Genomic DNA, 17,595 nt, shown 5'->3' with positions numbered 1-17,595 from the left:
GGCCATCGACCCGACTTTACCTCACACGTGCAGCAATCAAGCTTATGGCCATTTTAGACATCCTCGAATTTCCCGACTCGCGTCTGCGCACTATCGCCAAACCTGTGGCCGTAGTGGACGACGAAGTGCGTCAGTTGGTCGATGATATGTTTGAAACAATGTATGAAGCGCCAGGCATCGGCCTCGCCGCGACCCAGGTCAACGTGCACAAACGTATCGTCGTGATGGACCTCTCCGAAGACCGCAGCGAACCGCGGGTGTTCATCAACCCCGAGTTCGAGTCCCTGACCGACGAAATGGAGCAATACCAGGAAGGCTGTCTCTCGGTGCCGGGCTTCTACGAAAACGTCGATCGCCCGCAGAAGATCAAGGTCAAGGCCCTGGACCGCGACGGCCAGCCTTACGAACTGATCGCCGAAGGCCTGCTCGCCGTGTGCATCCAGCACGAATGCGACCACCTCAACGGCAAATTGTTCGTCGACTACCTGTCCAGCCTCAAACGCGACCGAATCAAGAAGAAACTGGAAAAGCTCCATCGCCAGAACGCTTGATGCCCTCCTTTCAAAGGCTTGCTGCGGCAAGCCTTTTTCTTTTCAGAGATTGCTCCCATGACTGAGCCACTGCGCATCGTCTTTGCCGGCACCCCGGAATTCGCCGCCGAACACCTCAAGGCCCTGCTCGACAGCCCTTACGAGATCGTCGCGGTCTACACCCAACCGGACCGTCCGGCGGGCCGTGGGCAAAAGTTGATGCCGAGCCCGGTCAAGCAGTTGGCACTGGAAAACAACATCCCGGTACTGCAACCGCCGACCCTGCGCAACGAAGACGCTCAGGCTAAACTGGCCGCGCTGAAGCCGGATTTGCTGGTGGTAGTCGCCTATGGCCTGATCCTGCCGCAAGTGGTGCTGAATATCCCGCGCCTGGGTTGCATCAACAGCCACGCGTCGTTGCTGCCACGCTGGCGCGGGGCGGCGCCGATCCAGCGTGCCGTCGAAGCCGGCGACAGCGAAAGCGGTGTCACCGTCATGCGCATGGAACTGGGCCTCGACACCGGGCCGATGCTGCTGAAAGTCACCACGCCGATCAGCGCTGAAGACACCGGCGGCAGCCTTCATGACCGTCTGGCGGAAATCGGCCCACCGGCGGTGATTCAAGCCATCGCCGGCCTCGCCGCAGGCACGCTGGATGGCGAAGTGCAGGATGACACCCTCGCCACTTACGCACACAAACTGAACAAGGACGAAGCACGCATCGACTGGACTCGCCCGGCGGTTGAGCTGGAGCGTCTGGTTCGTGCCTTCAATCCTTGGCCGATCACCCATAGCACTTTGAACGGCGAAGCGCTGAAAGTGCTGGCCGCAAGCCTCGCTGAAGGGCAAGGCGCGCCGGGGGAAATCCTCAGCGCCAGCAAGGACGGTTTGATCGTTGCGTGCGGTGAGCAGGCCCTTTGCCTGACGCGTCTGCAATTGCCCGGCGGCAAGGCGCTGAACTTCAGCGATTTGTTCAACAGCCGTCGTGAGAAATTCGCCGTCGGCACCGTCCTCGGTCAAACGGCGGACGCTCAATGAATCCACGTCTGGCCGCCGCCAAGGCACTTGCTGCAGTTCTCAACGGAAAAGCCTCGCTCAACAGTTCGCTGCCGACACAAATGGACAAGGTTGAAGACCGCGATCGCGGCTTCACCCAGGACCTGGCGTTCGGCACCGCTCGCTGGCAACCGCGTTTGTCGGCACTGGCAGCGAAGTTGTTGCAGAAACCCTTCAAGGCTGCCGACGCCGATGTCGAGGCGCTGTTGCTGGTCGGCCTCTACCAACTGCTTTACACCCGCGTCCCGGCCCACGCCGCCATCGGTGAAACCGTGGGTTGCGCCGACAAGCTGAAAAAGCCGTGGGCCAAGGCGTTGCTCAACGCCGTGTTGCGCCGCGCCCAACGTGAAAGCGAAGCGCTGCTGGCCGAGTTGGAACATGACCCGGTGGTGCGCACGGCGCACCCGCGCTGGCTGCAAAAATCCCTGAAGGCGTTCTGGCCGCAGCAGTGGGAAGCCATTTGCGCGGCGAACAACGCGCATCCGCCGATGATTCTGCGGGTCAACCGTCGCCATCACACTCGCGATGCCTACTTGGGGCTGCTGACCGAAGCGGGCATCGCCGCCACACCGTGTGTCTACAGCCAGGACGGCATCATTCTCGACGCCGCCGCCGACGTGCGCAGCTTGCCGGGTTTCGCTGAAGGCTGGATCAGCGTGCAGGACGAAGCGGCGCAACTGGCCGCCGACCTGCTGGATCTGGCGCCGGGTCAACGGGTGCTCGACGCCTGCTGCGCACCGGGCGGCAAGACGTGCCACATCCTTGAAGCCGAACCTGCATTGGCCGGCGTCGTCGCCGTAGACCTGGAAGCCAAACGTCTGGTGCGTGTGCGAGAAAACCTCGCTCGCCTGGGCCTGAGCGCTGAACTGATCGCCGCCGACGGTCGCGACACTGCGACCTGGTGGGACGGCAAACCGTTCCAGCGCATCCTCCTCGATGCACCCTGCTCGGCCACCGGCGTGATCCGACGTCACCCGGACATCAAGCTGACTCGCCAACCGGATGACATCGCCGCTCTCGCGGTACTCCAGGGCGAACTGCTCGATGCCATGTGGATAACTTTGGAGGTCGGCGGCATCCTGCTTTACGCCACCTGCTCGACGCTACCGACCGAGAACACCGAAGTCATCGAAGCCTTCCTCGCTCGCACGCCGGGCGCCCGTGAGCTGGACCTCGCCACCACGGCGGGCGTCAAGCAGCCCCACGGTCGCCAGTTGCTGGCCCAGGAAGGCGGCCATGACGGGTTCTACTACGCCAAGCTGATCAAGATCGCCGCCGCGCGCGGTTAACCGGATTTCAAGGGAGTGACTGGATGAAAATCATCATCCTCGGCGCAGGGCAGGTCGGCGGTTCGCTGGCGGAACACTTGGCCAGCGAGGCCAACGACATCACCGTGGTCGACACCGACGGCGAACGCCTGCGCGACCTCGGCGATCGGCTGGACATCCGCACCGTGCAGGGCCGAGGCTCGCTGCCAACGGTGCTGCGTCAGGCCGGCGCGGACGATGCCGACATGCTGGTGGCGGTGACCAACAGTGACGAAACCAACATGGTGGCCTGTCAGGTTGCTCATACCCTGTTCCACACACCGACAAAAATCGCCCGAGTCCGCGAAGCGGCGTACCTGACGCGCTCCGAGCTGTTCGATAACGAAGCGATTCCGGTGGATGTGCTGATCAGCCCGGAACAAGTGGTCACCAACTACATCAAGCGCCTGATCCAGCATCCGGGTGCCTTGCAGGTGATCGACTTCGCCGAAGGCAAAGCGCAACTGGTGGCGGTCAAGGCGTACTACGGCGGACCGCTGGTGGGTCAGCAACTACGTCAGTTGCGCGAGCACATGCCGAACGTCGAAACCCGCGTTGCGGCGATTTTCCGACGTGACCGGCCGATCCTGCCCCAGGGCGACACGGTGATCGAGGCCGACGACGAAGTGTTTTTCATCGCCGCCAAGGCGAATATTCGCGCAGTGATGAGCGAAATGCGCCGCCTCGACGAGAGCTACAAGCGCATCGTCATCGCCGGTGGCGGGCAGATCGGCGAGCGTCTGGCCGAGGCCATCGAAAGCCGCTATCAGGTGAAAATCATCGAGATGAATCCGGCTCGCTGCCGCCATCTCTCGGACACCCTCGACAGCACCGTGGTCCTGCAGGGCAGTGCCTCCGACCGCGACTTGCTGATGGAAGAGAACATCGCCGACGCCGACATCTTCCTGGCCCTGACCAACGATGACGAAGCCAACATCATGTCGTCGCTGCTGGCCAAGCGACTGGGTGCGAAGAAGGTGATGACCATCATCAACAACCCGGCCTACGTCGATCTCATCCAGGGCGGCGACATCGACATCGCCATCAGCCCGCAACTGGCGACCATCGGCACCTTGCTCGCCCACGTGCGGCGGGGCGATATCGTCAGCGTGCACTCACTGCGCCGTGGCGCGGCGGAGGCCATCGAGGCGATTGCCCATGGTGATGCGAAGTCGAGCAAGGTGATTGGCAAGGCCATCGAGAATATCGGTTTGCCGCCGGGCACCACGATTGGGGCGATTATTCGTGATGAGGAAGTGATCATTGCCCACGATGACACGGTGATCGCGGCGGGTGACCATGTGATTCTGTTCCTTGTGGATAAAAAGCATATTCGCGATGTGGAGAAGCTGTTTCATGTGGGACTCAGCTTCTTCTGATCCGAAGGCCTCTTCGCGGGCAAGCCTCGCTCCTACAGGGATTGGCGCATTATCTGTAGGAGCGAGGCTTGCCCGCGAAGGCGATTTCGAACTTCACCCAATAACCCAAGGTGTCACCAATGATCGAATCCCTGGAAAAAATGCTCGCCAAGGGTGTGGATAACTCATTGCTGCGCTTCGGCCTTGGCAAGGGCTACCTGGATCTTGGGGAAAACGCCAAAGCCGCCGAACATTTCCAGCGTTGCGTCGAATTCGATCCGAAGTATTCAGCGGCGTGGAAGCTGTTGGGCAAGGCGCACCTGGCGCTGGCGAACTATCCGGCCGCGCGTCAGGCGTGGGAACAGGGTCTGGAAGCCGCCCGTGCTCATGGCGACAAGCAGGCAGAGAAAGAAATGACGGTGTTTCTGAAAAAGCTTGAGCGTCAGGCGCCCTGACTAGAGATAGCGCAGGCCAATACCGTCGGCATCCACCAGCACCACTTCCATGCGCACCCGCGGCGCGCCTGTGGGTAAATCCTGCACCTGACCATAGACCACCGCGCCCTTTGGCAACGCCGACAAACCCGGATGCTTGACGTAGACACCCGTGGTCGAGAGGTTGCGGGTCTGGCCGAGGCATTCGCCAAAGCTTTCATGACTGATCTTGATGCGAAACGATTTGCGGTGTTCGGACATCTTCTGCGCCCTTTTCTGAACAGTTGTGGATAACCCGAACCTGAGCGAGCGGTGCGGCGATCCGACTTGCCCGCGAAGAGGACATTACATTCAGCATCTATGTTGGACGCTATATCGCCTTCGCGGGCAAGTCGGATCGCCGCACCGCTCGCTCCTACAGGTTCAGATTATCCACAGATCGTGCCAATCCACTCAGTACCAGCGTTCTTCACCCGGTGGCCGCTTCTTGAAACGTTTCATGCTCCACATGTACTGGCTCGGATAAGCCCGCACATAGCGCTCGACCACTTTGCTCATGGCCGCGCAGGACGTCTCGGTATCGGTGCTGTACATGGCCTCCGGCGCGGCTTCGAGGATCACTTTGTAGCCCGAGCCGTCCGGCAGGCGCAGGGCGTGCAGGAACACGCCGACCGCTTTGCCGCCGGCGAGCATGTTCGGTACGAACTTGCTGGTCAGCGCCTGAGTGGCGAAGAATGGCACGAAGATCCCGGCGGATTCGGCCGGTTCCGGGTCAGCGGGAATGCCCACTGCACCACCTTTGCGCACTTCCTTGATGACGCTGAGGATGCCTTCCTTGGTCGACGCCGCCACTTTGTTGCCCAATTGCACGCGTTGTTTGCGCAGCAATTCATCCACCGCCTTCAACTTCGGCGGACGATAGAAAATGATCGGTTTGCACTGGCTGCAATAGAAGTGGTTCAACACTTCCCAGTTGCCCAGGTGGCTGGTGATGCCGACGACACCTTTACCGGAGGCGAGGGCGTCTTTTAATACGTCGAGCCCTTCGACTTCGCGGACCAGATCAATGGAACGCTGCGCCGGCCAGATCCACGCGCACGCACTTTCGGTCAGCGACTTGCCGATGTCTCTCAGGCTCTGGCCGACCAGACGCTCGCGCTCGGCAGGGCCCATCTCGGGAAAGCACTTGGCCAGATTGATCCGCACCACGTCGCGGGAACGGTTAGGGGTTTTCCACATCACCCAGCCAATGGCGGAGCCAACCGCCTGCACTGCTCGCCAAGGAAGCAGGGCAAACAGCCGCAGAGCGCCTACCAGCAAGGCGCCTTTAAACTTATCCACAGGTCACTCCTGATCTTGTGCTGTGCGCGAGGCGGCTATTCTAACCGCCGTTTGCAAGGGCCGCGTAGCGATCACAATCCCGGGTGTGGTCCATGACCATCCCCGAAGCCTGCATCAACGCGTAGCAAATGGTCGGGCCGACGAAGGTGAAGCCGGCTTTTTTCAGGCCTTTGCTCATCTCCACAGCGACCGGCGTGACCGCCGGCACTTCGGTGCGATCCTTGAAATGATTGATAACCGGCTGGCCACCCACGAAGGACCAGAGAAACTTCACCGGGTCCTCGAGCGCCAGCCAGGCTTGGGCATTGCGCCTGGCCGCGTTGAGTTTTAGGCGATTGCGAATGATGCCGGGATCGAGCATCAATTCATCGATTTCGGCGTCACTCATCTGCGCCACGCGCTGTACGTCGAAGCCGAACAACACCTCGCGATATCGCTCACGTTTACGCAACACCGTGATCCAGGAGAGGCCGGCCTGGAACCCTTCGAGCAAAAGCAACTCGAACAATCCCTGCGCATCGCGTAGCGGCGTGCCCCACTCCTGGTCGTGATAAGCCATGTACAGCGGATCTTCGGAACACCAAAAGCAGCGTGGCATAAGGCTCCAGGGGGCGTGCGCAGCAACGAATCGGGTATACTCCCGCTCTTTAAATCGCAGCCCAAGAAACAGGTGAATTTCGTGAGCCAGCCTACGCCAGCCGTGCGTACCTTCCAAGACTTGATCCTCGCCCTCCAGCAATACTGGGCCGAGCAAGGTTGCGTGGTACTTCAGCCCTACGATATGGAAGTAGGCGCCGGGACTTTCCACACTGCCACGTTTCTGCGCGCCATCGGCCCGGAAACCTGGAACGCCGCTTATGTGCAGCCCAGTCGTCGCCCGACTGACGGCCGCTACGGCGAAAACCCGAACCGCCTGCAGCATTACTACCAGTTCCAGGTAGTCCTGAAGCCGAACCCGGACAACTTCCAGGAACTGTACCTGGGGTCTCTCAAGCATGTCGGCCTGGACCCGTTGGTCCACGACATTCGCTTCGTCGAAGACAACTGGGAATCGCCGACACTGGGCGCCTGGGGTCTGGGCTGGGAAGTCTGGTTGAATGGCATGGAGGTGACGCAGTTCACTTACTTCCAGCAAGCGGGCGGCATCGAGTGCTACCCGGTGACCGGCGAGATCACTTACGGTCTCGAGCGTCTGGCCATGTACCTGCAGGGCGTGGACTCGGTCTACGACCTGGTCTGGGCTGACGGTCCGTTCGGCAAAGTGACCTACGGCGACGTGTTCCACCAGAACGAAGTGGAGCAGTCGACCTACAACTTCGAACACGCCAACGTCGAGAAGCTGTTCGAACTGTTCGATTTCTATGAAAGCGAAGCCAAGCGCCTGATCGAACTCGACCAGCCGCTGCCATTGCCGAGCTACGAAATGGTGTTGAAGGCGTCCCACACCTTCAACCTGCTGGATGCGCGCCGGGCAATTTCGGTGACCGCGCGTCAGCAATACATTCTGCGTGTGCGCACCCTGGCGCGTTCCGTTGCGCAAGCCTATCTGCTGGCTCGCGCCAAGCTGGGCTTCCCGATGGCGACCCCGGACCTGCGTGATGAAGTACTGGCCAAGCTGGAGGCTGCACAATGAGTGCTCAAGATTTTCTGGTTGAACTGGGCACCGAAGAACTGCCACCCAAAGCCCTTAACACCCTGGCCGAGGCCTTCCTGGCCGGTATCGACAAGGGCCTGCAAGCCGCTGGCCTGAACTACGAGACCAAAACCGTCTACGCCGCGCCACGTCGTCTGGCGGTGCTGATTACCGCACTGTCCACCCAGCAACCGGATCGCAGCATCAACCTCGATGGCCCGCCACGTCAGGCCGCGTTCGATGCCGAAGGCAACCCGACTCAAGCGGCATTGGGTTTCGCCAAGAAGTGCGGTGTAGAGCTGAGCGAAATCGATCAGAGCGGGCCGAAACTGCGTTACAGCCAAAGCATCGCCGGCAAGCCGACCGCGAGCCTGCTGCCGACCATCGTCGAAGACTCCCTGAACGACCTGCCGATCCCGAAGCGCATGCGCTGGGGCGCTCGCAAGGAAGAATTCGTTCGTCCGACCCAATGGCTGGTGATGCTGCTCGGTGACCAGGTCATCGATTGCACGATCCTCGCCCAGAAGGCCGGTCGCGATTCCCGTGGTCACCGCTTCCATCACCCGGAAAGCGTGCGCATCACCTCGCCGGCCAACTACCTGACCGACTTGCGTGCCGCTTACGTTCTGGCCGACGCCAACGAGCGTCGCGCAATTATCAGCAAGCGCACCGAAGAGCTGGCAACGATGCAGGAAGGCACGGCAATCGTTCCGCCAGCCCTGCTCGACGAAGTGACCGCGCTGGTTGAATGGCCTGTGCCGCTGGTGTGCTCGTTCGAAGAACGTTTCCTCGACGTGCCGCAAGAAGCGCTGATCACTACCATGCAGGACAACCAGAAGTATTTCTGCCTGCTGGATGCCGACGGCAAGTTGCTGCCACGTTTCATTACCGTGGCCAACATCGAAAGCAAAGACCCGCAGCAGATCATCGCCGGTAACGAGAAAGTCGTTCGCCCACGCCTGACCGACGCCGAGTTCTTCTTCAAGCAAGACAAGAAGCAGAAACTCGAAGACTTCAACCTGCGTCTGCAGAACGTGGTGTTCCAGGAAAAACTCGGCAGCGTCTACGACAAGGCCGAGCGTGTTTCCAAACTCGCTGCGTTCATCGCGCAACGCATTGGCGGCAACGCAGCCTGGGCCTCCCGCGCCGGCCTGCTGTCCAAGTGCGACCTGGCGACCGAGATGGTCGGCGAGTTCCCGGAGATGCAAGGCGTCGCCGGTTACTACTACGCCCTCAACGATGGTGAGCCGGAAGAAGTCGCGCTGGCGCTGAACGAGCAGTACATGCCGCGCGGTGCCGGCGCTGAACTGCCGACCACCCTGACCGGTGCGGCCGTGGCCATCGCCGACAAACTCGACACGCTGGTCGGCATCTTCGGCATCGGCATGCTGCCGACCGGCAGCAAAGACCCGTATGCCCTGCGTCGCGCAGCGCTGGGCGTGTTGCGCATCCTGATCGACAAGAAGCTCGACCTTGATCTGAACGATGCCGTGGCGTTCGCTGTGAATGCGTTCGGTGCCAAGGTCAAGGCTGCTGGCCTGGCCGACTCGGTACTCGAATTCGTATTCGACCGTCTGCGTGCTCGTTACGAAGACGAAGGCGTCGATGTCGGGACTTATCTGTCGGTACGGGCACTGAAGCCGGGTTCGGCGCTGGACTTTGATCAGCGCGTACAAGCGGTAGAAGCTTTCCGCAAATTGCCGGAAGCCGCCGCCCTCGCCGCGGTGAACAAGCGCGTTTCGAACTTGCTGAGCAAGGTTGAAGGCTCTGTTCCATCGGTCGTTGAAGCCAAGTATTTCGACAACGCCAACGAGTTCTCCCTGTACTCGGCGATTCAGCAGGCGGACCAGGCGGTTCAGCCAATGGCCGCTGCGCGTCAGTACAGCGAATCTCTGGCGCGCCTGGCGGCCTTGCGCGAGCCGGTGGATGCGTTCTTCGAAGCCGTGATGGTCAACGCGGATGACGCCAATGTGCGTGCCAACCGTTATGCGTTGCTGGCACGTCTTCGTGGGCTGTTCCTCGGCGTCGCCGACATTTCGCTGCTGGGCTGAGGGGCTGCTGTTTGAAACTGCTGATTCTCGATCGGGACGGGGTGATCAATTACGACTCCGACGCTTACATCAAGTCGGTGGAGGAGTGGATACCGCTCCCCGGTTCGATCGAAGCCATCGCGCAGTTGAGCAAGGCCGGCTGGACGGTAGCGGTCGCTACCAACCAGTCGGGCATCGCTCGCGGCTATTACGACATCGCCACCCTGGACGCCATGCACGAGCGCTTGCGTTCGTTGGTGGCGGAGCAGGGCGGTGAGGTCGGCCTGATCGTCTATTGCCCGCACGGGCCGGACGAAGGTTGCGATTGCCGCAAGCCAAAACCCGGGATGTTGAAAACCATCGCCGCGCATTACAACGTATCGCTGACTGATCTTTGGTTCGTTGGCGACAGCCTCGGTGACCTGGAAGCCGCCAAAGCCGTCGATTCTCAGCCAGTTTTGGTAAAGACCGGGAAAGGCGTAAAGACGTTGGGCAAGACCCTACCGGTAGGCACCTTGATATTTGACGATCTCGCGGCGATTGCCGCAGAACTTATCCACAATTAGAGTGCTTCTGAAATTCCTGTCAAAGGATTGATCGGGAGTGCGCTTTATATAGACGGGCAGAGCCCGCACGGTAAACGTCGCCATGTCGATACTGCAGGCCATCAGAACCTTCCTCTTTTACCTGCTGCTGGGCACCAGCTCCTTGCTCTGGTGCAGCCTGAGCTTTTTTATCGCGCCCTTTTTGCCGTTCAAGGCGCGCTATCGTTTTATCAACGTGTACTGGTGCCGCTGCGCCTTGTGGCTGAGCAAAGTCTTTCTGGGCATCAGCTATGAAGTGAAGGGCGCCGAGAACGTGCCTGACCAGCCCTGCGTGATTCAGTCGAACCACCAGAGCACCTGGGAGACGTTCTTCCTCTCGGCCTACTTCGAGCCGCTGAGCCAGGTACTGAAGCGCTCTTTGCTGTTTGTGCCGTTCTTCGGTTGGGCCATGGCCATGTTGCGACCGATCGCAATCGACCGCGACAACCCGAAAGCCGCGCTTAAACATGTGGCCAAAAAGGGCGATGAACTGCTGAAGGATGGCGTCTGGGTGCTGATCTTTCCTGAAGGGACGCGAGTTCCTTACGGCACCATTGGCAAGTTCTCTCGGGGTGGTACCGCATTAGCGGTGAACGCTGCGCTTCCGGTGCTGCCGATTGCGCACAATGCCGGCAAGTTCTGGCCGAAAACCGGTTGGGCGAAGAAGCAGGGCGTCATCACCGTGATCATTGGTGAGCCGATGTACGCTGCAGGCAGTGGGCCGCGCGCCATCGCCGATCTGAATGACCGGGTGCAGAGCTGGAATGAGCAGATGCAACGGGAAATGGGTTCGTTGCCAGCGGCTCCTGCAGCCCCCTCTGCCAGCGATCAAGTGACTGTCTGAGATTCTGTGGATAACCTGTGTACCGTTTTATCGAAAACTAACGTTTTATGATCGTATCTTTATGATTTATATACATATTTCTTAAACTCATAAAACTCGGGAAATGGTGCATAAGTTTTTTTCGGGCGCAAAAAGACCGGCTGATATAGCCGGCTTTTTTATGCCTGCGATTTGCGCTGTTTTTTGTTTCTGCGATCATTTTTTTGAGATGAAAAAAAGGCCAACGCTGAGCGTTGGCCTTTTCCGTTTGGCAGGTCCGCTGCTGGATCAGAAGTCCAGGTTAGAGACCGCCAAGGCATTACTTTCGATGAAGTCACGACGAGGCTCGACCGCATCACCCATCAGGGTGTTGAAGATCTGGTCCGCGCCAATGGCGTCTTCGATGGTCACTTTGAGCATCCGGCGCTGACTTGGGTCCATGGTGGTTTCCCACAGCTGATCCGGGTTCATCTCACCCAGACCTTTGTATCGCTGGATGGTGTGACGCTTGGTGCTTTCAGTCATCAGCCATTCAAGGGCTTCCTTGAACTCGGTGACCGGCTTCTTGCGCTCGCCACGCTGGATGTACGCGCCGTCGTCCAGCAAGCTGCTCAGCTGAGCGCCCAGGGACACAACGGTCTTGTAATCGTTGCTACCGAAGAAGTCGCGGTTGAACGTGACGTAGTTCGACAGGCCGTGGGAGATCAGTTCGACCTCTGGCAGCCAGACGTTACGTTCACGGTCTTCACGCAGGCTGGCCTTGTAGACCAGACCCGACTTCTCGACGGTGCGCAGGCGAACTTCATACTGGGCCAGCCAATCCTGCATCGCTGCGTGATCGGACAGTTGCTCCATGCTCACCGCTGGCAGGTAGATGAAGTGTTCGGTCAGTTCCTGTGGGTACAGGCGCGACAGACGCTTGAGGGTCTTCATTACCAGACGGAAGTCGTTCACCAGGCGCTCAAGGGCTTCACCGGAGATACCCGGAGCTTCCTCGTTCAGGTGCAGGCTCGCGTCTTCCAGGGCCGACTGCGTCATGTACTCTTCCATGGCGTCGTCGTCTTTGATGTATTGCTCTTGCTTGCCTTTCTTGACCTTGTACAGCGGTGGCTGAGCGATATAGATGTAGCCACGCTCGATCAGCTCCGGCAACTGACGGAAGAAGAACGTCAGCAACAGGGTACGGATGTGCGAACCGTCGACGTCAGCATCGGTCATGATGATGATGTTGTGATAACGCAGCTTGTCGATGTTGTATTCGTCGCGACCGATGCCGCAGCCCAGCGCGGTGATCAAGGTGCCCACTTCTTGCGAAGAGATCATCTTGTCGAAGCGCGCCTTCTCGACGTTCAGGATCTTGCCTTTCAGCGGCAGGATGGCTTGCGTCCGGCGGTTACGTCCCTGCTTGGCGGAACCGCCAGCAGAGTCACCTTCCACGAGGTACAGTTCGGAAAGGGCAGGGTCCTTTTCCTGGCAGTCAGCCAGTTTGCCCGGCAGGCCAGCGATGTCCAGCGCGCCTTTGCGGCGGGTCATCTCACGGGCTTTACGCGCCGCTTCACGCGCACGTGCCGCGTCGATCATCTTGCCGACGACCAGTTTGGCTTCGTTCGGGTTTTCCAGCAGGAAGTCGGAGAAGTACTTGCCCATTTCCTGTTCGACCGCGGTCTTCACTTCGGAAGAAACCAGCTTGTCTTTGGTCTGGGAGCTGAACTTCGGATCCGGCACTTTTACCGAAATAATCGCGGTCAGGCCTTCACGCGCATCGTCACCAGTGGTGGCAACTTTATGCTTCTTCGCCAGACCTTCAGCTTCGATGTAGGTGTTCAGGTTACGCGTCAGTGCAGAACGGAAACCCACCAGGTGAGTACCGCCGTCGCGCTGCGGAATGTTGTTGGTGAAGCACAACAGGTTCTCGTTGAAGCTGTCGTTCCACTGCAGGGCGATTTCCACGCCGATGCCGTCTTCACGCTGGATGTTGAAGTGGAATACCTGGTTGACCGGAGTCTTGTTGGTGTTCAGGTATTCAACGAACGCACGCAGGCCACCTTCGTACTTGAACAGCTCTTCCTTGCCGCTGCGCTCATCCTTGAGGACGATGCCGACACCGGAGTTGAGGAAGGACAGTTCACGAATCCGCTTGGCCAGGATGTCCCAACTGAAGTGGATGTTCTTGAACGTCTCAGCCGATGGCTTGAAGTGAATCTGGGTACCTGTGGTTTCGCTCTCGCCAACGATCTTCATTGGCTCTTGCGGAACACCATGGACGTAAGTCTGTTCCCAGATCTTGCCACTGCGGCGAACGGTCAGAATCAGCTCTTTGGACAGTGCGTTAACAACCGAGACACCTACACCGTGCAGACCGCCGGAAACTTTGTAGGAGTTGTCGTCGAACTTACCGCCGGCGTGCAGCACGGTCATGATGACCTCGGCTGCCGAGACGCCTTCTTCTTTGTGCACGTCTACCGGGATACCACGACCGTTGTCGCGAACGGTGATGGATTCGTCCGGGTGGATGATGATGCTGATGTCGTCGCAATGGCCGGCCAAAGCTTCGTCGATCGAGTTATCGACCACCTCGAACACCATGTGGTGCAGACCGCTGCCATCGTCGGTGTCACCAATGTACATACCGGGACGTTTGCGTACGGCATCCAGGCCTTTCAGCACTTTAATGCTCGTTGAGTCGTACGTATTTTCTTCGCTCAATGCCTTCACTCCCGATGGTCGTGGGTCTGGGTGATACGGCCCTGTTCCACGTGGAACAGAGCGACTGGCGTTTCCGTCTGCCAGCCTTCCCTCAATAATTCGTGATCTACACAGGTGATGAACACCTGGCAGCGTAAGTCTTCCAGCAAGCGGCAAAGCGCGCGACGGTGGTGCTCGTCCAGCTCGGACGGCAAGTCATCCACCAGATAAATACACTGGCCGCGCCGGGCCTGGCTGACCAGGTGCCCTTGGGCAATCCGCAATGCACAGACCACCAACTTCTGCTGACCACGGGACAAGATGTCCGCGGCGTTATGTGCGCCCAATCTGAGGCGCAAATCAGCGCGTTGTGGTCCGGCCTGGGTGTGACCCATTTGCTGATCCCGCTGAAGGGACCCGGCGAGCACTGCACTCAATTCGCGGTCTTTGTCCCAGCCTCGGTAATAGCTGAGCGTCAAACCTTCAAGCTCAACCAGTTCGCTCAAGGTCTGTTCAAAGACTGGTTTCAAGGCTTTGATATAGGCACGGCGGTATTCATCAATTTCAGCGCTGGCCTGGCACAGTTCCCTGTCCCAAACCGCTTGCGAAACGGCGTCAAGTGTACCATGCCGCAGCCAAGAGTTTCTCTGGCGCAGGGCCTTCTGCAAGCGTTGCCAAGTGGACATGAATCGCGGTTCCACGTGGAACACGCCCCAGTCGAGAAACTGTCGACGTATCTTCGGTGCACCTTCCAGTAAGCGGAAACTGTCAGGGTTGATGAGTTGCAGAGGCAGGATTTCAGCCAGTTGCGCGGCGCTACGGGCATTTTGACCGTCAATGCGAATCTGGAACTCACCCTGGCGGTCCCGGGATATCCCCAATGCGCTATGCCCACCCTCAGCCAATTCGACCTGGCCAAACACCGTGCACGCTAATTGTTCGTACTGAATGACCGGCAGCAGGCGGGTGCTCCGAAACGAACGGGCAAGCCCCAGCAGGTGAATGGCTTCCAGAACACTGGTTTTGCCGCTGCCGTTGGCGCCGTAAAGAATGTTGATTCGGGGGGAGGGGGAGAAGGTCACCGGGTGCAGATTGCGCACCGCGGTGACCGAGACGCGACTTAAGGACATCTAGCTTCTGCTGAGCATGATTACAGACGCATCGGCATGACGACGTAGGCCGAGTCGTCGTTGTCCGATTCTTGCACCAGCGCACTGCTGTTGGAGTCGGACAAGATCAGGCGGACCTGCTCGGTGGTCATGACGCCCAGCACGTCGAGCAAGTAGCTCACGTTGAAACCGATTTCCAGGTTGCCGCCGTTGTATTCAACGCCGACTTCCTCTTCCGCTTCTTCCTGCTCCGGGTTGTTCGCCTGGATTTTCAGCTGACCATTGGCCAGTTGCAGACGGATGCCGCGGTACTTCTCGTTGGACAGAATCGCGGTACGGCTGAATGCTTCACGCAACGCCTGGCGATCGCCGAGTACCAGCTTGTCACCGCCCTTCGGCAGCACACGCTCGTAGTCAGGGAATTTACCGTCGACCAGTTTCGAGGTGAAGGTGAACTCGCCCGTGGTCGCGCGGATGTGGTGCTGACCCAGGACGATGCTGACGATGCCGTCCGGCTCAGTCAGCAGACGCGCCAGCTCAAGGATACCCTTGCGCGGCACAATGACCTGGTGGCGATCCGGCTGACCGATGTCAGCCTGCATCGAGCACATGGCCAGACGGTGACCGTCGGTAGCCACGGCGCGGATGATACCGGCCGAGACTTCCAGCAGCATGCCATTGAGGTAATAACGCACGTCCTGCTGGGCCATGGCGAAGCTGGTGCGTTCGATCAAACGACGCAGCTTGCTTTGCTCCAGGCTGCAGGTCAGCGAACCCGGGCCTTCTTCCACAGTCGGGAAATCGTTGGCTGGCAGGGTCGACAGTGTGAAGCGGCTACGGCCAGCCTTCACCACCAGCTTCTGCTCGTCGACCTTGATGTCGATCAGCGCATCGTTCGGCAGGCTTTTGCAGATATCCATCAGCTTGCGCGCAGGCACAGTGATGGACCCCGGGTCCGCCGGCTCTTCGAGTTGCACACGACCGACCAGCTCGACTTCCAGGTCGGTACCGGTCAGCGACAGTTGCTGGCCTTCGACAACCAGCAGCACGTTGGAGAGCACCGGCAAGGTCTGTCGGCGCTCGACGACGCCTGCGACCAGTTGCAGGGGTTTCAACAGGGCTTCGCGTTGAATGGTGAAATGCATGGTCTAGTCCCTTGCCTTAATAAGCTGCGCTGGTATGCATCAAGTGGTCAGTGTACGCAGCAGGTTCTTGTAGTCCTCGCGGATGTCCGCGTCGGATTCCTTAAGTTCGTTGATCTTGCGGCAGGCGTGCAAAACGGTCGTATGGTCGCGGCCGCCAAACACATCGCCGATTTCCGGCAGGCTGTGGTTAGTCAACTCTTTGGACAACGCCATGGCAACCTGACGCGGACGAGCGACCGAGCGCGAACGACGCTTGGACAGCAGGTCGGAAATCTTGATCTTGTAGTACTCGGCGACGGTGCGCTGAATGTTATCCACAGAGACCAGTTTGTCCTGCAATGCCAACAGGTCTTTCAAGGATTCGCGAATCAGCTCGATGGTGATATCGCGGCCCATGAAGTGCGAGTGGGCGATCACGCGCTTGAGCGCGCCTTCCAGCTCACGGACGTTGGAACGAATACGCTGGGCAATAAAGAACGCCGCATCGTGTGGCAGATCGACTTTGGCCTGGTCGGCCTTTTTCATCAGGATCGCTACACGGGTTTCCAGCTCCGGCGGCTCGACGGCAACCGTCAGGCCCCAGCCAAAGCGGGATTTCAGGCGTTCTTCAAGACCTTCGATTTCTTTAGGGTAGCGGTCACTGGTGAGAATGACCTGCTGGCCACCTTCGAGCAGGGCGTTGAAGGTGTGGAAAAACTCTTCCTGAGAACGTTCCTTGCGGGCAAAGAACTGAATGTCATCGATGAGCAACGCATCCACCGAACGGTAGAAGCGCTTGAACTCGTTGATTGCGTTCAGTTGCAGCGCCTTGACCATGTCGGCCACAAAACGCTCCGAATGCAGGTACACGACCTTGGCATTCGGGTTCTTCTTTAATAGATGGTTACCCACTGCGTGCATCAAGTGGGTTTTACCCAAGCCAACGCCGCCATAAAGGAAGAGTGGGTTGTAACCGTGCTTGGGATTGTCCGCCACCTGCCAGGCCGCTGCGCGGGCCAGTTGGTTGGACTTGCCCTCGACGAAATTCTCGAAGGTGAAAGTGCGGTTCAGGTAGCTGGTGTGCTTGAGCGCACCTTCGACCTGCACCGTGCGCTGCTCGGAACGCACCGGGGCCTGTTGAGAACTCGCACCGGCCATCGGGTCGAAACTGTCGCGCGATGGCTCTTCACTGACTTCGGCAACTTTCTGTGTCGAACGCTTGGTCGACGTAGCCGTCGGGGCAGGTGCCGGAGCACTGACAGGCGCTTGCGCCGCCTGTGCCTGGGACGCGGCGGCAGCCAATGGCGCATTCGGAGCGGCACGCGGTGCCGAACTGCGTTTGCTGCCTATTAATAAGGAGAGCGCAGGCGCCATGCCGTTGCCATGCTCATCAAGCAGTTCAAGGACGCGGCCCAGGTACTTTTCGTTGACCCAGTCGAGAACAAAACGATTCGGCGCGTAGACACGCAACTCGTCGCCTTCGGCTTCGACCTGTAGTGGACGGATCCAAGTGTTGAATTGTTGGGCAGGCAGCTCATCGCGCAAAAGCTCCACGCACTGCTGCCAAAGTTCCACTGACAC

16 protein-coding genes are annotated in these 17,595 nt (G+C 59.3%); 9 read left to right on the top strand and 7 right to left on the bottom strand.

What is annotated here, in order from left to right; genetic code table 11:
* Positions 1-44 precede the first annotated feature (44 nt).
* The 5 genes from def to ACA066_RS00060 all read left to right on the top strand — a co-directional run bounded on the left by def (position 45) and on the right by ACA066_RS00060 (position 4,706).
* Positions 45-551 (top strand): peptide deformylase, encoded by a 507-nt coding sequence (gene def, locus ACA066_RS00080; RefSeq protein WP_497697629.1) that lies wholly within the window; start codon positions 45-47, stop codon positions 549-551.
* 57 nt (positions 552-608) lie between these two features.
* A complete protein-coding gene (gene fmt / locus ACA066_RS00075) occupies positions 609-1,568 on the top strand; it encodes a methionyl-tRNA formyltransferase (RefSeq protein WP_497697628.1) in 960 nt (319 codons plus the stop codon).
* Positions 1,565-2,875 carry a 16S rRNA (cytosine(967)-C(5))-methyltransferase RsmB gene (gene rsmB, locus ACA066_RS00070; RefSeq protein WP_497697627.1) on the top strand — a complete coding sequence of 437 codons (1,311 nt, stop codon included), beginning with the start codon at positions 1,565-1,567 and terminating at the stop codon, positions 2,873-2,875. The genes fmt and rsmB overlap by 4 nt, the downstream gene beginning before the upstream one ends.
* Before the next feature lie 23 nt (positions 2,876-2,898).
* A complete protein-coding gene (gene trkA / locus ACA066_RS00065; protein ID WP_008027578.1) occupies positions 2,899-4,272 on the top strand; it encodes a Trk system potassium transporter TrkA in 1,374 nt (457 codons plus the stop codon).
* A 119-nt stretch (positions 4,273-4,391) separates the two neighbouring features.
* Positions 4,392-4,706: a tetratricopeptide repeat protein gene (locus ACA066_RS00060; RefSeq protein ID WP_497697626.1), complete on the top strand. Its 315-nt coding sequence runs from the start codon at positions 4,392-4,394 to the stop codon at positions 4,704-4,706.
* Here ACA066_RS00060 and ACA066_RS00055 read toward each other — a convergent pair whose 3' ends face one another.
* From ACA066_RS00055 to tag, 3 genes are all read right to left on the bottom strand, one after another.
* Entirely contained in the window at positions 4,707-4,946 is a 240-nt protein-coding gene (locus ACA066_RS00055) for a PilZ domain-containing protein (RefSeq protein ID WP_008027574.1), read from the bottom strand.
* A gap of 192 nt (positions 4,947-5,138) precedes the next feature.
* Complete coding sequence (locus tag ACA066_RS00050) at positions 5,139-6,026, bottom strand: lysophospholipid acyltransferase (protein ID WP_497697625.1); 888 nt, start codon at positions 6,024-6,026, stop codon at positions 5,139-5,141.
* 40 nt (positions 6,027-6,066) lie between these two features.
* Positions 6,067-6,624, bottom strand: coding sequence for a DNA-3-methyladenine glycosylase I (tag, locus tag ACA066_RS00045; RefSeq protein WP_497697624.1), 558 nt, complete (start codon positions 6,622-6,624; stop codon positions 6,067-6,069).
* 81 nt (positions 6,625-6,705) lie between these two features.
* On the opposite strand from tag, the gene glyQ reads away from it, so the two are divergent.
* The 4 genes from glyQ (at position 6,706) to ACA066_RS00025 (ending at position 11,117) form a co-directional block, all read left to right on the top strand.
* Positions 6,706-7,659 (top strand): glycine--tRNA ligase subunit alpha, encoded by a 954-nt coding sequence (gene glyQ / locus ACA066_RS00040; protein WP_003213601.1) that lies wholly within the window; start codon positions 6,706-6,708, stop codon positions 7,657-7,659.
* Complete coding sequence (glyS, locus tag ACA066_RS00035; RefSeq protein WP_497697623.1) at positions 7,656-9,710, top strand: glycine--tRNA ligase subunit beta; 2,055 nt, start codon at positions 7,656-7,658, stop codon at positions 9,708-9,710. The genes glyQ and glyS overlap by 4 nt, the downstream gene beginning before the upstream one ends.
* Positions 9,711-9,721: 11 nt before the next feature.
* Positions 9,722-10,255 carry a D-glycero-beta-D-manno-heptose 1,7-bisphosphate 7-phosphatase gene (gmhB, locus tag ACA066_RS00030; RefSeq protein ID WP_497697622.1) on the top strand — a complete coding sequence of 178 codons (534 nt, stop codon included), beginning with the start codon at positions 9,722-9,724 and terminating at the stop codon, positions 10,253-10,255.
* A gap of 82 nt (positions 10,256-10,337) precedes the next feature.
* The gene (locus tag ACA066_RS00025; protein ID WP_497697621.1) at positions 10,338-11,117 is read left to right on the top strand and encodes a lysophospholipid acyltransferase family protein; all 780 of its coding nucleotides are present in this window, start codon (positions 10,338-10,340) and stop codon (positions 11,115-11,117) included.
* Between the two features lie 267 nt (positions 11,118-11,384).
* Here ACA066_RS00025 and gyrB read toward each other — a convergent pair whose 3' ends face one another.
* The 4 genes from gyrB to dnaA are packed head-to-tail and all read right to left on the bottom strand — an operon-like array spanning position 11,385 to position 17,595.
* Entirely contained in the window at positions 11,385-13,802 is a 2,418-nt protein-coding gene (gene gyrB, locus ACA066_RS00020) for a DNA topoisomerase (ATP-hydrolyzing) subunit B (protein WP_461952550.1), read from the bottom strand.
* 5 nt (positions 13,803-13,807) lie between these two features.
* Positions 13,808-14,911: a DNA replication/repair protein RecF gene (gene recF, locus ACA066_RS00015; protein WP_007969883.1), complete on the bottom strand. Its 1,104-nt coding sequence runs from the start codon at positions 14,909-14,911 to the stop codon at positions 13,808-13,810.
* A gap of 20 nt (positions 14,912-14,931) precedes the next feature.
* Positions 14,932-16,035: a DNA polymerase III subunit beta gene (gene dnaN, locus ACA066_RS00010; RefSeq protein WP_017341709.1), complete on the bottom strand. Its 1,104-nt coding sequence runs from the start codon at positions 16,033-16,035 to the stop codon at positions 14,932-14,934.
* Positions 16,036-16,074: 39 nt separating this feature from the next.
* Positions 16,075-17,595: a chromosomal replication initiator protein DnaA gene (gene dnaA / locus ACA066_RS00005; protein ID WP_497697620.1), complete on the bottom strand. Its 1,521-nt coding sequence runs from the start codon at positions 17,593-17,595 to the stop codon at positions 16,075-16,077.

This window comes from Pseudomonas sp. LBUM1651 (assembly GCF_059716135.1).
The sequence above is the reverse complement of the archived record's forward strand: the minus strand, read 5'-3'. Positions and strand labels throughout refer to the sequence as shown.

Bases quoted from the DNA above. Each gene is read 5' to 3' on its own strand.
- ACA066_RS00025 (WP_497697621.1), top strand. From the start codon at position 10,338: ATGTCGATACTGCAGGCCATCAGAACCTTCCTCTTTTACCTGCTGCTG.
- trkA (WP_008027578.1), top strand. From the start codon at position 2,899: ATGAAAATCATCATCCTCGGCGCAGGGCAGGTCGGCGGTTCGCTGGCG.
- def (WP_497697629.1), top strand. From the start codon at position 45: ATGGCCATTTTAGACATCCTCGAATTTCCCGACTCGCGTCTGCGCACT.
- dnaN (WP_017341709.1), bottom strand. From the start codon at position 16,035: ATGCATTTCACCATTCAACGCGAAGCCCTGTTGAAACCCCTGCAACTG.
- rsmB (WP_497697627.1), top strand. From the start codon at position 1,565: ATGAATCCACGTCTGGCCGCCGCCAAGGCACTTGCTGCAGTTCTCAAC.
- fmt (WP_497697628.1), top strand. From the start codon at position 609: ATGACTGAGCCACTGCGCATCGTCTTTGCCGGCACCCCGGAATTCGCC.
- glyS (WP_497697623.1), top strand. From the start codon at position 7,656: ATGAGTGCTCAAGATTTTCTGGTTGAACTGGGCACCGAAGAACTGCCA.
- tag (WP_497697624.1), bottom strand. From the start codon at position 6,624: ATGCCACGCTGCTTTTGGTGTTCCGAAGATCCGCTGTACATGGCTTAT.
- recF (WP_007969883.1), bottom strand. From the start codon at position 14,911: ATGTCCTTAAGTCGCGTCTCGGTCACCGCGGTGCGCAATCTGCACCCG.
- ACA066_RS00060 (WP_497697626.1), top strand. From the start codon at position 4,392: ATGATCGAATCCCTGGAAAAAATGCTCGCCAAGGGTGTGGATAACTCA.
- ACA066_RS00055 (WP_008027574.1), bottom strand. From the start codon at position 4,946: ATGTCCGAACACCGCAAATCGTTTCGCATCAAGATCAGTCATGAAAGC.